This is a genomic window from Roseomonas sp. WA12 (assembly GCF_054165765.1).
Map to the genome: position 1 here is coordinate 4446689 of NZ_CM135108.1, position 11451 is coordinate 4458139.

Below are 11451 nucleotides of genomic sequence, written 5' to 3' on the forward strand. Positions count from 1 at the left end.
GCCATCCCGGAGGGATGCCCTGGCCATGAACGACATGGCGCGGCTGATCGAGCCGCTCATCCCCTCGCTCCGCCGTTACGCGCGGGGACTGCTGCGGGACAAGGGCGCCGCGGACGACCTGGTGCAGGACGGGCTGGAGCGCGCCATCGGCCGCTGGCACCAGCGCCGGCCCGATGGCGACGCGCGGAGCTGGCTGTTCGCCATCCTGCACAACCTGGCCCTGAACCGGCTGCGGCAATCCACCCGGCGCGGCCCGCATATGCCTCTGGAAGCGGCGGAGGAGGCTTCCACTGCCCTCCTGCCTGCGCAGGAGCAGGGACTGCGCCACCGCGACCTGCTGCGGGCCCTCAATGGCCTGTCGGAGGAGCAGCGGAGCGTGGTCCTGCTCGTCTCGGTCGAGGATCTCTCCTATGCGGAGGTGGCCGAGGTGTTGAAGATCCCGGTCGGGACGGTGATGTCGCGCTTGTCCCGGGGGCGGGAGAGGCTGCGGCTGGCCATGGAGGGGGCGGCCGAGGTCAGCCCTGCGGCGCCCCGGCTGCGGAGGGTCAAATGAGCGGACGCCCGATCACCGAGGAGGAGCTGCACGGCCTCGTCGACCTGAGGCTCGACGCGGTGCGTCAGGCGGAGGTTGAAGCCTATCTGGCCTCGCATCCCGACGTCGCCGTGCGGGTGGAGGCCTACCGGCGCCAGAGGGCCGCGCTGCGTGAGGCGCTGGCGCCCATCGCGGAGGAGCCGCTCCCGCCCGAGCTGCAGGTCGGCCGGCTGGTCGCGGCGCGGCGCCGCCCGGCCATGGCGGGGTGGCGGGCCGCGGCGGCGCTGCTGCTCACCCTGGGTTGCGGCGCGGCGGGCGGGTGGTGGCTGCACGGCGTCGCGGGCCCTGCGGAGGCGCCGCATGGCATCGCCGCCCTCGCGCAGCAGGCGGCCGACAGCTACGCCGCCTATGCGTCGGATAGGCGGCGTCCGGTGGAACTGGGCGCGAGCAGCGGCGCGGAGCTGGTCGCCTGGGCCTCGGACCGCCTGGGCCGGCGTGTTGCGGTGCCGGATCTTTCCGCCGCCGGGTACCGGCTCATGGGCGGGCGCGTGGTGCCCACGCCCCAGGGCCCGGCCGCGATGTTCATGTTCGATGACGACAAGGGCACGCGGCTGGTGCTGGTCACGCGCGGCATGGCGGTTGAGCGGGACACCCGCATGGCCCGCCATTCCCGCGGGCCGGTCGAGGCCGTCACCTGGGCCACGAACGGGACCGGGTACAGCCTGGCCGGGGTTCTTCCACTCGACGGGCTGCACCCGCTGGCCGATGAGGTGCGGCGGCAGCTCGGGGCGAGGCCGACCTAAACCAAGGTATGGCCCGCCCCTGCCCACCGATGACGGATCAGCATGTGCGCGCGCGAGGTATAGGTCCGCTCGACGAGCAGGAGCTGCGCGATGATCGGGTTGGATCGATCCCTGCGGACCCAGTCGCGCTGCCATTCGCCGTTGACCGCCATCCACGTCATCGGGTTCGCGCCCATCATGGTCATCCGCTGGATGGCCATCTGGTGCGCCCTCGGCGCTGACGCCGGGGATCGTTGGCTGGGCTCGCCTTGACCTCCGGGCGCTGATTGGGGCCGGCCCCGCGCTTCGGCGCGATCGGCGTGCTAAGTGGCGGGCATCAGGTGACTTGTGCGGGAGCCGACCCGCGAGAGCTGACAGAACCCGCCGGTGCGCGGGTGCCAATGAGGATGTTCGATGCTCCCGACTGATCGCCCCCTGCTTCTGGCCACCCATAGCGGCACCTTCCACGCGGATGACTGCCTCGCCTATGTCGTCCTGACCGGTGCCCTGGGCCTGGATGGCGATGCAGGCACGCATGAGCTGAAGCGGACACGCGACCACGCGCTCCTGAAAAGCGCCGACATCGTCTGGGACGTGGGCGGTGCCGCCGACGAGGCAAGCTGGCGTTTCGACCATCACCAGCCCGGGGCACCGAAGGCGCCGAATGGCGACCCGCTGAGTTCGGCCGGGCTGGTCTGGCGGGCCGTCCAGCCGGAGAGCGGCCTGAGCCTGGGGCAGCTCTATGTGCGGAAGGTGCTCGCCAGATCCGGCTTCCCCGAGGTTGAGGAGGCCATGGTCGCGCGCATCGCCGACGGGATCCGGAGCAAGTTCGTCCGCCATGTCGACCTGGTGGACAATGGTGTCGAGCGCGCGGCGCCGACCGATCTCACATCGATGGTCGAGACCTTCAACAGTGCCTGGGACGCGCCGAGCCAGTCGAACCCTGCCGCCTTCGAGGAGCACCAGCGAGGGAGCTTCCTTCGCGCCAGCCGGATGGTTGCCGAGGCGGTGGAGCGTCAGGTCGAGAAGGAGCGCGGGGCGGCCTTTGCCTATCAGGCGGTGGCGCAGGCCTGGGAGGAATGCAAGGCAGGGGTGAGCGGCATCAACCCCGACGTGCTGGAGCTGCCGCGCGGCATGCCCTGGCAGCGGACAGCCTTCGAGCTCGCCATGCCCATCCTCTACGTGATGAGCCCGGAGCCCGATGGCCGCTGGAAGCTGCAGGCCATGCCGGCCGAGAAGGGAAGCCTTGCCAACCGCCTGGACATGCCAGCTGCCTGGCGCGGGCTGCAGGACGATGCGCTGGAACAGGCTTGCGGGATTCCCGGGGCGATCTTCGTGCATCGCGGCGGACATCTGGCGATCGCTGCCACCCGCGATGCCGTCATCGCGATGGCTAGGGCCTGCCTGGCCAACAAGCTCTCCCCCATCGAGGCCCTGAAGAAGGCCTGGGCACGCTAGCGGCCAGGCCTGTGCTGCAAGCCCAGCCTCACCGTCCGGTGGGGCTGGGAGTGACCCTGGTTGGTCAGAGCTCCGCCCAGCAAATCTGCTGAACTACACTATGACGCTGGGCTCAGGCCTATCCTGCAGGTCGGGCCTTCCGCAACGGCTTCAGGGCCAAGGCGTCGGACAGGTGCAGGCGCATCGCCTCGGCCGCTCGCGCAGCGCTTCCGGCCTGCAGGAGGTCGAGGATCGCCAGGTGCTCGCGCACGGAAACGGCGACGCGCTGCGGCCCCATCTGCCAGTTGAGGTTGGACAGGGCGCGCAGCCGGTTCTGCTGCACCACGGCCGCCGCAATGAAGCGGTTGCCGGAGGCCTCGGCCAGGCCCGCATGGAAGGCCGCGTTGATCTCGAAGAAGGCTGGCGCGTCGTCGTCCCGCCAGGGGCGGTCGAGGAAGCGCCCGTGCTCGCGCCGCGTCCGGGCGGCAAAGCCCGCGGGAAGGGCGAAGCCGGGCTCGAGCAGGCCGGCGGGCTCGATCAGCAGGCGGAAGCGGTAGGAGGCGGCGCGCTCCTCGGGCGAGGCGAAGCCGGCCGTGAAGCGCCAGCCATGGCCGCGCTTGCGGCTGGCCACCCCGGCCTCGGCCAGTTGCGAGAGCGCCTGGGCCACCACGCCCCGCCCGGCGCCGAACTGCTGCGCCAGCTGCCGCTCGGAAACGTCGTCCGGCACCGCGCCATCGGCCCGGCCGCGGGCGATGGCGACCAGCAGGCGGGCGACGCCCGTCTCGCCCTCTCGCGCGCCGAGGCTCTCCGGGTCGATGTCGAGGCTCGTCAGGCGCACGGCGCGGCCCTCGGTGCGGACCGCACCCAGTTCCTCCAGCAGGGCGATGGCGCCGTTCACGGGGGTGCGGGAGACGCCGAGCGCCTCGGCCAGGGCGATGCGGCTGAGCCGGTCCCCAGGCGCCGCACCCCGTTCGCGCAGCAGCTCCAGGATGTTGCGCGCCAGGTTGCGGCGCAGCGGGGTGGTGCCGGTGTCGCTCATGGCGGCCCGCCTAGGCGAGGCGCGGCGTGGCGTCCAGCAGGGCGCGTGTGTAGGGGTGCTGGGGCGCATCGAAGATCGCGTCCCGCGTGCCCTGCTCGACGATGCGGCCGTTCTCCATGACCAGCACGCGATCGGCCACCTCCGCCACCGCGCCCAGGTCGTGCGAGATGAAGAGGCAGGCGAATCCCCGTTCCGCCTGAAGACGGCGGATCAGCCCCAGGATCTGCTTCTGCACGGTCATGTCGAGCGCGCTGACGGGCTCGTCCGCCACCACCATGGCGGGGCGGCGCACGACGGCGCGGGCGATGGCCACGCGCTGGCGCTGGCCGCCGGAGAGTTGGTGGGGGAAGCGCCCGTCCATGCCGGGCAGGCCCACCGCCTCGAAGGTCTCGGCCACTCGCGCGGCCCGCTCTGCGGCGCTGAGGCCGGGTTCGTGCCGCAGGGGCTCGGCCACGATCTCGCCCACGCGCTGCCGGGGATCGAGGGAGGAATAGGGGTCCTGGAACACGATCTGGCAGGCCAGCCGGAAGTCGCGGAAGGCGGCGCCGCGGCCATGGGTGATGTCCTGGCCGCGGAAGAGGAGCTGGCCGCCGCTGGGCTGCACCAGGCGCAGCATGGCGCGGCCGAGCGTGGTCTTGCCCGAGCCGCTGCCGCCGACGAGGGCCACCGTCTCGCCGCGCTGGATGGCGAGGTCCACCCCCGCCACGGCGCGCTTGCCCGGCCGGCGGCCGAAGAAGCGGGCGCGGCCGGGATACTCCACCACGAGGCCACGCGCCTCCAGCAGCACCTCGGCCGGCAGGCGGGCCGGGCGGGGCAGGCGCTGCGGCATGGCCGAGACGAGGAGGCGGGTGTAGTCCTCCCGCGGCGCGGCGAGGAGCCGGCGCGCGGGTCCTTCCTCCACCACGCGGCCGCGCTGCATGACGAGGGCGCGGTCGGCATAGCGCGAGACGAGGCCAAGATTGTGGGTGACGAGCATCACCGCCGTGCCGTTGTCCCGCGCCAGCTCCACCATCAGGTCCAGGATCTCGGCCTGGGCGAGGTTATCCAGCGCCGTGGTGGGCTCGTCGGCAATGAGGAGGCGGGGCTTGGGCAGCATCACCGCGGCCAGCATAATGCGCTGGCGCATCCCACCGGAGAACTCGTGCGGGTAAGCGCGCAGGCAGCCCTCGGGGTCCGCGATACGAACGCGGCGGAGCATGGCCAGCGCCGCCTCCCTCTGCGCCTCGGGCGAGAGGCGGCTGTGCAGTGCCAGCGCCTCGCCGAGCTGGGCGCCGATGGTCAGCGCCGGGTTGAGCGAGACCATCGGCTCCTGGAAGACCATGCCGATGGCGCCGCCGCGCAGCTCGCGCAGCCGGTCCGGGGAGACGCGGGCGAGGTCCTCGCCCTCGAGCCGGACGGCGCCGGCGGTGCGGGCCAGGCCGGGGGGCAGGAGGCCGATGATGGCGCGACCCGTCGCCGTCTTGCCACTGCCGGATTCACCGACGAGCGCCAGGATTTCCCCCCGCGCGATGTCGAAGGAGATGCCATCCACCGCGGTGAAGGCGCCGGCGCCGACCGAGAGGCCCTGCACCCGCAGCAGCGGCGCCGCGGCCGGGCTCCGCGTCGCGGCCTGTTCCATGGCAAGGCTCATTGCGGCCGGCTCCGCGGGTCCAGCCTGTCGCGCAGCGCGTCACCGAGCAGGTTCACGCCGAGCAGGGTGAGAGCGATGCAGGCGCCGGGCGCGAGGCTGAGCCAGGGGGCGGATTCGAGATAGGGGCGTGCGGCCGAGAGCATGTTGCCCCAGGTTGGCGCGGGCGGCGGGATGCCGAGACCGAGGAAGCTCAGTGCGCTCTCGGCCAGGATGGCCCAGCCGAACAGGCTGGTCGCCAGGACGATGAGCGGGGAGATGGTGCCGGGCAGCACGTGCCGGACCATGGTGTAGAGTTCGGAGTTGCCGATGGAGCGGGAGGCCTCGACGAACTCGCGCTCGCGGATCGAGAGCACAGCGCCGCGCACGATGCGCGCGACCGTGGGCGCATAGGCCAGCCCGAGGGCGATCACGATGCCCCACTGCCCTGGCCCGGTCACCGCCAGAAGCCCGAGGGCCAGGAGGATCCCGGGGAAGGCGAGCAGCGCGTCGTTCACCAGCATCAACACGCGGTCCGGCCAGCCACGGGCGAAGCCGGCCAGCAGGCCGATGAGGCTGCCCAGCGCCACGGCGAAAAGGACAGTGAGCGCCGCGACGAGGCAGGAGGTGCCGGCGCCGGCCATGAGGCGGCTGACCACGTCGCGCCCCACCTCGTCCGTGCCCAGCCAGTGGGCGGCGGAGGGCGCGTTGAGGCGGGCGCGCATCGCAACCCGGAGCGGGTTCTGCGGCGTCCAGACGGTGCAGAGGATGGCGGTGCCGAGCACCAGCGCCGTCAGCGTGCCCCCGATCAGGGCGTTGAGGCGGAGACGCATCTACTCGGCCGCCACGCGCGGGTCGAAGAAGGGATACAGCAGGTCCACCAGCAGGTTCACAAGCACATAGACCGTGGCGACGAAGAGCATGCAGCCCTGCACCACCGGGTAGTCGCGGGCGTAGATGCCATCGACCATCAGCCGGCCGAGGCCGGGCAGGGTGAAGACCGTCTCGATCACCGCGATGCCGCCCAGCAGGTTGCCGAGCACGATGCCCAGCAGGGTGAGGGTGGGCGCGAAGGCGTTGGGCAGGACGTGGCGGCGCAGCACCGTGGACTCGCGCAGGCCCTTGGAGCGGGCATGGGCCACGTATTCCAGCCGCAGCACGTCGACCGCCGCGCTGCGGGCCATGCGGGTGAGGACGCCCGTCTCGATGAGGGTAAGGGTGAGGACGGGCAGGGCGATGTAGAGCAGCGCCTGCCAGGGATCCTCGCCGAAGCCGACATAGCCGACCACCGGTACCCAGCCCAGCTTCAGCCCGAACAGAAGCAGCAGCAGCAGCCCCAGCCAGAAGCTCGGGATGGAGAGCAGCAGCGTGGCGCCGCCCACCACGGCCAGGTCCAGCGGGCCGTTCTGCTTCCAGGCGGCAACCGTGCCGAGCGGCACCGCGATCAGCCCCGCCAGCGCCACGGCGGCGAGGACGATGGGGGCGGTGACCGCGAAGCGCTCCAGAATCAGCGGCAGCACGTCCTGGTCGTTGGCGAGGGAGCGACCGAGATCGCCGCGCAGCGCCGCCGCCAGCCAGCGCGTGAACTGGACGGGGAGGGAGTGGTTGAGCCCCATGCTCTCCCGCAGCGCGTCCAGCTGCACCGCGTCAGCGGCATCGCCGAGCATGAGCTGCGCGGGGTCCCCCGGCACCAGGCGGAGCAGGGTGAAAACGGCCACGGCGACGAGCAGGAGCGTGGGGATCGCCCAAGCCAGCCGCTTCAGGGCGTAGGCGGCGCTCATGCGAGGCGGGTCACGACCGGGTAACGCCCCAGAGGCGCGTCTGGCCCGCCGCCCAGGGGCGCATGCCCGTCACACCCCGGCGCACCGCGATGTAGTCGGGCTGGTTGTAGAGAATGATCATCGGCACCTGCTGCATGAACAGGCCGTACAGCTCGTCGAAGATGCGCTGGCGCTCAGCGCGCTCGGTGGTGAGCGTGGACCGCTGGATCAGCTCGAGGGCGCGGGGATCGTCCCAGGTCTTGCGCGGCTGGGTGTCCTTCGGGCCCGCGATCATCTCGTAGGAGAGGGAGGGGTCGAGCCGCGGGGAGTAGATGAAGGCCATCGCCTGGTAGTCGCCGCGCGTGTAGCGGTCCAGCTCCGTGGCCCAGTCCAGCACCTCCAGCTCGATCCGGATGCCCGCATCCGCGGCCATGGCCTGGGCGGCGACCGAGGCGTCATAGACATTGGGGTAGCGGCGGTTGGTGACCATGCGGATGGTCTGGCCGCGATAGCCGGCCTCGGCCAGCAGACGCTTCGCGCCGGCCAGATCCCGCGCCGGGCGGCGCGCCTGCGCCTCGCTGCGGAAGGGACTGGCGGAGGGCAGGGGGGAGGGATTCTGCGGCGCGTCGTCTCCGACGATGGAGGAGACCAACTCCGGCACGTCGAGCGCGAGGGCCAGAGCGCGGCGGATGCGCTCGTCCCGCAGCAAGGGGTCGCGCGTCTGCAAAAGCAGGGCGGTGACGCCCATGCTGGGCGCGGAGAGCACCTGCACGGCGCGGCTGGCGCGCAGATCCGGCAGCTCGGGCGAGGGGACGTCGGTCAGCACGTCCAGGTTGCCGGCCAGCAGTGCGGCCTTGGCAGCCGAGGAATCGGGGATGACGACGAAGCGGAGGCGCGGCATCAGCGCCTGCTTGCCGCCGGCAAAGCCGTCCCGATCGCCGGGCAGGGAGGCGTAAGCCCCGAAGCGCTCGAGCTCCACATACTGGCCGCGCCGCCATTCGCCGAAGCTGTAGGGGCCAGTGCCCACCGGCTTCACCCAGGCGCCGTCGGCACCGACGGAGCTCGGGTGCAGGATGCCCGTGCTGCCGCAATCCGGGCGCGCGAGGGTGGAGAGGAAGAGAGCGGCGGGCTTTTCCAGCGTGATGGTAACGGTGCGCGCATCGGGCGCGGCCATGTCCACGATCTTCGCCGTGCCCGAGCGGCCGTTCAGGTCGGGCAGGCAGCGCCACTGCGTCGCCGGGTCCATGTAGCGGCGCAAGCTCCACAGCACCTCGGCGGAGGTGAGCGGCGCGCCGTTGTGGAAGGTGACCCCCTCGCGCAGGGTGAAGCTGTAGGTGCGGCCATCCTCGGAGACCGCCACGCTCTCCGCCAGCATCGGCACCGGCGCCGCCTGCTCGTTCAGTGCGACCAGTCCCTCGACAAGGTGCAGGATCACGCTGTCCGTGTTGAAGTCCCGGTTGCCGCCGGGCTGGGTGCTGCGGATGTCCGAGTTCAGCGAGGCGCGCAGCGGCACCTGCGGCTGGGCTGCAGCGGGAAGGGCGGCGAGGGCGGCCGCGGCCAGGCCGGCCAGGAGAGTGGATCTCATGCTGCGGCGCGGCCTTCTGCGTTGGAGAAGAGGTCGTAGCGGGTGAACTGGCGGTTCAGCGCGGGGAGTGGCGCGACCTCCAGGATGCCCTTTGCCGGCTGCATCACCAGCATGGCGACCGTGGCGGAGAGGTTGCCGGCCGCGTTCGGCCGTGGCGGGCGGCAGACCGACCAGGGGTGCTGGTAGTCGTCGAACAGCGCGTCCTTCACCTTCGCGACGTCCAGCCCGCCCCGATGCGCTTCCAGCAACTGACGGACGCGCATGTCGCGGTAGAGGCTGTCCGGCGTGCTCGCGATGCCCGTGTCCTTCAGCTTGCTGAGGGCAACGGGGCTGATCCAGTGGTTGGCATGTACGATGAGGCCGTTGGTGGCATGCACCTGGAAGGTCTCGTCCGGCGCGCATTCGAAGTTGATGGCAATGCCGCCGGCCTGGCTGATGATGATGTTGTTCGATGCCGATTTCACGGTGGTGTAGGCCGCGTGGAATGACTGGGCGACGAACTCCTTCTCCAGCAGCTTGCGCCGGATCAGCGCGAGCGGCACACCGAGCTTCTGGTAGTCGCGGTCGCTCTGCAGGTAGTTGGCGGTTACCGCGATGCCGGCCGCGTTCAGTCCCGCGCGGGCGAGGCCGCCAGCCTCCACGAAGGTGAGGATGTCCGGGCCGTCGGTGCTGCGGATGCGGAGCACGACGCCGGTTTCCGCGCACTCGCTCTTCCAGTCCCAGTTCTGAGCGTGGATCACTGCTCCGTCCGCGGAGGCCTCGGGCAGCACCACCACGCCTGTGCAGCCATCCGGCTCCTTGCTGGCGGCGTTGCGCTTGCCGAGCTGGAGCACCTCGGTGCGGGCGTTGATGAGGACGATGTCCTCGAAGGGCACCGCGGCGCCTTCGGCGATGCCGCGCATCTCCTCGATATAGGCGCCGTCGAAGGCCTCGATGCGCGGCAGGAAGTCCCGCGCCCAGCCCCGGACCTTCTCCACCCCGTGGCCGTCGGCGGCGAGCTGGAGGGTGTAGTGCTCGATGCTGCGGCGGATGCGGGGGGCGGCCTGGCGACCGTAGTCGCGGCCGCGCTGCCCGGGCGTGCCGCTCAGCTCGATCAGGGGGAAGGGTTCAGCGCTCATCCGAGCCTCGTCTTCAACTGGACTTTGGAGAACCAAAGTGCAAGCATCCTGCAACGTCCCGCCCGCGATCTCAACAGGAAAGCTCAAGCGGAATGCCGCCCGCCCTCATCTTTCCCCACCGCGTCCAGGAACGGGGCCGCCCGGCCGCTGCGCCGACCGGCGCGCGCTGAATCCCTCCCGACACCCTGACGACACGGACCGATGATGGACGACCTCTCCTTCGCAACGCCCCCGAATGCGCTCGACGCCTTCTGGATGCCCTTCACCCCCAACCGCGCCTGGAAAAAGGACCCGCGCTTCGTCACCCGCGCGGAGGGGATGCACTACACCGCGCCGGACGGGCGAGAGATCCTCGACGCCATCTCCGGCCTGTGGTGCGTCAATGCCGGGCACTGCCATCCGCGCATCGTCGAGGCCATCCGCATCCAGGCGGGGCAGCTCGACTACGCCTCCTCCTTCGGATTGGGGCACCCGGCGGCCTTCGAGTACGCGAACCGGCTGACGGCGGCGGCGCCGGAAGGCTTCAACCAGGTCTTCTTCGCGGGCTCGGGCTCCGAGGCGGTGGATACGGCGCTGAAGCTGGCGCTCGCCTATCACGCCGTGCGCGGCGAAGGGCAGCGCGTGAAGTTGGTCGGGCGGCAGCGCAGTTATCACGGGGTGGGCTTCGGCGGGCTCTCGGTTGCCGGTATCGGGGCGCAGCGGAAGCATTTCGGGCCGCTCCTGCCCGGGACCTCGCACCTGCCGCACACGCATGATCCCGCGCGCAACGCCTTCAGCCGCGGCCGTCCGCTCCATGGTGGCCTCGACTTCGCGGATGCACTGGAGGGGATCGTGGCGGCGCAGGACGCCTCGACCATCGCGGCGGTGATCGTGGAGCCGATCGCGGGTTCCACCGGCGTACTGGTGCCGCCCGTGAACTATCTGGAGCGGCTGCGCGACATCTGCGACCGCCACGGCCTGCTGCTGATCTTCGACGAGGTGGTGACGGGTTTCGGCCGCCTCGGCGCCGCCTTTGGAAGCCAGGCGCTCGGCGTGCTGCCCGACCTGATCTGCTGCGCCAAGGGAATGACCAATGGCGCCGTGCCCATGGGCGGCGTGCTGATCAACGACCGCGTCGCCGCAGGGCTCACCTCGCAGCCGGAGAGCATGACGGAGTTCATGCATGGCTACACCTATTCCGGCCATCCGCTGGCCGCGGCGGCCGCGCTTGCAACGCTGGAGGTGTATCACGAGGAGGGGCTGTTCCAGCGGGCGGCCGAGAGCGCTGGGCCCTGGGAGGAGGCACTTCACGGACTGCGCGATGCGCAGGGCGTAACGGATATCCGCAACCTCGGCCTGCTCGGCGCCATCGAGTTCGGCCCGGACGCCGGTGGCGGGCCGGCCCGGGCGCGGGCCGTCGCCGCCCATTGCTTCGAGGCCGGGGTGCTTATCCGCGCAACGGGAGATTCGCTGGTGCTGTCGCCGCCGCTTGGCATCAGCGCAGACCAGATCGGCCAGATCGTGGACACGATCCGGCAGGCCGCGGCGCAGGCATGACGGGGCCGGGACGGTAAGGGCCGTCCCGGCTTTCGCCTCGTTCCCAGGGAGAGGCA

11 protein-coding genes are annotated in these 11451 nt (G+C 71.4%); 4 read left to right on the plus strand and 7 right to left on the minus strand.

The features are described 5' to 3' along the window. Nucleotides 1-25: 25 nt before the first annotated feature. Both ACVBD7_RS21055 and ACVBD7_RS21060 read left to right on the plus strand, forming a co-directional pair. The gene (locus tag ACVBD7_RS21055; RefSeq protein WP_458095197.1) at nucleotides 26-553 is read left to right on the plus strand and encodes an RNA polymerase sigma factor; all 528 of its coding nucleotides are present in this window, start codon (nucleotides 26-28) and stop codon (nucleotides 551-553) included. Beyond that, on the plus strand, nucleotides 550-1335 hold the full coding sequence (locus tag ACVBD7_RS21060; protein ID WP_458095198.1) for an anti-sigma factor family protein: 786 nt from the start codon (nucleotides 550-552) through the stop codon (nucleotides 1333-1335). The genes ACVBD7_RS21055 and ACVBD7_RS21060 overlap by 4 nt, the downstream gene beginning before the upstream one ends. Here ACVBD7_RS21060 and ACVBD7_RS21065 read toward each other — a convergent pair. Further along, nucleotides 1332-1535 carry a hypothetical protein gene (locus ACVBD7_RS21065; protein WP_458095199.1) on the minus strand — a complete coding sequence of 68 codons (204 nt, stop codon included), beginning with the start codon at nucleotides 1533-1535 and terminating at the stop codon, nucleotides 1332-1334. The genes ACVBD7_RS21060 and ACVBD7_RS21065 overlap by 4 nt on opposite strands. Before the next feature lie 193 nt (nucleotides 1536-1728). On the opposite strand from ACVBD7_RS21065, the gene ACVBD7_RS21070 reads away from it, so the two are divergent. Beyond that, nucleotides 1729-2772: an MYG1 family protein gene (locus tag ACVBD7_RS21070; RefSeq protein ID WP_458095200.1), complete on the plus strand. Its 1044-nt coding sequence runs from the start codon at nucleotides 1729-1731 to the stop codon at nucleotides 2770-2772. Nucleotides 2773-2890: 118 nt separating this feature from the next. Here the strand turns inward: ACVBD7_RS21070 and ACVBD7_RS21075 are convergent, their stop codons facing one another. From ACVBD7_RS21075 to ACVBD7_RS21100, 6 genes are read right to left on the minus strand one after another with little or no spacing between them, the layout of a single operon-like run. Continuing rightward, nucleotides 2891-3790 carry a GntR family transcriptional regulator gene (locus ACVBD7_RS21075; RefSeq protein WP_458095201.1) on the minus strand — a complete coding sequence of 300 codons (900 nt, stop codon included), beginning with the start codon at nucleotides 3788-3790 and terminating at the stop codon, nucleotides 2891-2893. 10 nt (nucleotides 3791-3800) lie between these two features. Further along, nucleotides 3801-5420, minus strand: coding sequence for an ABC transporter ATP-binding protein (locus tag ACVBD7_RS21080; RefSeq protein WP_458095202.1), 1620 nt, complete (start codon nucleotides 5418-5420; stop codon nucleotides 3801-3803). Further along, nucleotides 5417-6229: an ABC transporter permease gene (locus ACVBD7_RS21085; protein WP_458095203.1), complete on the minus strand. Its 813-nt coding sequence runs from the start codon at nucleotides 6227-6229 to the stop codon at nucleotides 5417-5419. Before ACVBD7_RS21085 ends, ACVBD7_RS21080 begins: the two co-directional genes overlap by 4 nt. Next, nucleotides 6230-7177, minus strand: a complete 948-nt coding sequence (locus ACVBD7_RS21090; protein WP_458095204.1) for an ABC transporter permease — start codon at nucleotides 7175-7177, stop codon at nucleotides 6230-6232. 10 nt (nucleotides 7178-7187) lie between these two features. After that, entirely contained in the window at nucleotides 7188-8741 is a 1554-nt protein-coding gene (locus tag ACVBD7_RS21095) for an ABC transporter substrate-binding protein (protein ID WP_458095205.1), read from the minus strand. Continuing rightward, on the minus strand, nucleotides 8738-9859 hold the full coding sequence (locus ACVBD7_RS21100; RefSeq protein WP_458095206.1) for a C45 family autoproteolytic acyltransferase/hydolase: 1122 nt from the start codon (nucleotides 9857-9859) through the stop codon (nucleotides 8738-8740). The genes ACVBD7_RS21095 and ACVBD7_RS21100 overlap by 4 nt, the downstream gene beginning before the upstream one ends. Before the next feature lie 201 nt (nucleotides 9860-10060). Between ACVBD7_RS21100 and ACVBD7_RS21105 the strand changes: the two genes are divergently transcribed. Further along, complete coding sequence (locus ACVBD7_RS21105) at nucleotides 10061-11395, plus strand: aminotransferase class III-fold pyridoxal phosphate-dependent enzyme (protein ID WP_458095207.1); 1335 nt, start codon at nucleotides 10061-10063, stop codon at nucleotides 11393-11395. The last annotated feature ends 56 nt before the right edge of the window (nucleotides 11396-11451 follow it).

What these genes read in the sequence shown, in the direction of transcription:
- ACVBD7_RS21055 (WP_458095197.1), top strand. Translation starts at nt 26, where the DNA reads ATGAACGACATGGCGCGGCTGATCGAGCCGCTCATCCCCTCGCTCCGC.
- ACVBD7_RS21060 (WP_458095198.1), top strand. Translation starts at nt 550, where the DNA reads ATGAGCGGACGCCCGATCACCGAGGAGGAGCTGCACGGCCTCGTCGAC.
- ACVBD7_RS21065 (WP_458095199.1), bottom strand. Translation starts at nt 1,535, where the DNA reads ATGGCCATCCAGCGGATGACCATGATGGGCGCGAACCCGATGACGTGG.
- ACVBD7_RS21070 (WP_458095200.1), top strand. Translation starts at nt 1,729, where the DNA reads ATGCTCCCGACTGATCGCCCCCTGCTTCTGGCCACCCATAGCGGCACC.
- ACVBD7_RS21075 (WP_458095201.1), bottom strand. Translation starts at nt 3,790, where the DNA reads ATGAGCGACACCGGCACCACCCCGCTGCGCCGCAACCTGGCGCGCAAC.
- ACVBD7_RS21080 (WP_458095202.1), bottom strand. Translation starts at nt 5,420, where the DNA reads ATGAGCCTTGCCATGGAACAGGCCGCGACGCGGAGCCCGGCCGCGGCG.
- ACVBD7_RS21085 (WP_458095203.1), bottom strand. Translation starts at nt 6,229, where the DNA reads ATGCGTCTCCGCCTCAACGCCCTGATCGGGGGCACGCTGACGGCGCTG.
- ACVBD7_RS21090 (WP_458095204.1), bottom strand. Translation starts at nt 7,177, where the DNA reads ATGAGCGCCGCCTACGCCCTGAAGCGGCTGGCTTGGGCGATCCCCACG.
- ACVBD7_RS21095 (WP_458095205.1), bottom strand. Translation starts at nt 8,741, where the DNA reads ATGAGATCCACTCTCCTGGCCGGCCTGGCCGCGGCCGCCCTCGCCGCC.
- ACVBD7_RS21100 (WP_458095206.1), bottom strand. Translation starts at nt 9,859, where the DNA reads ATGAGCGCTGAACCCTTCCCCCTGATCGAGCTGAGCGGCACGCCCGGG.
- ACVBD7_RS21105 (WP_458095207.1), top strand. Translation starts at nt 10,061, where the DNA reads ATGATGGACGACCTCTCCTTCGCAACGCCCCCGAATGCGCTCGACGCC.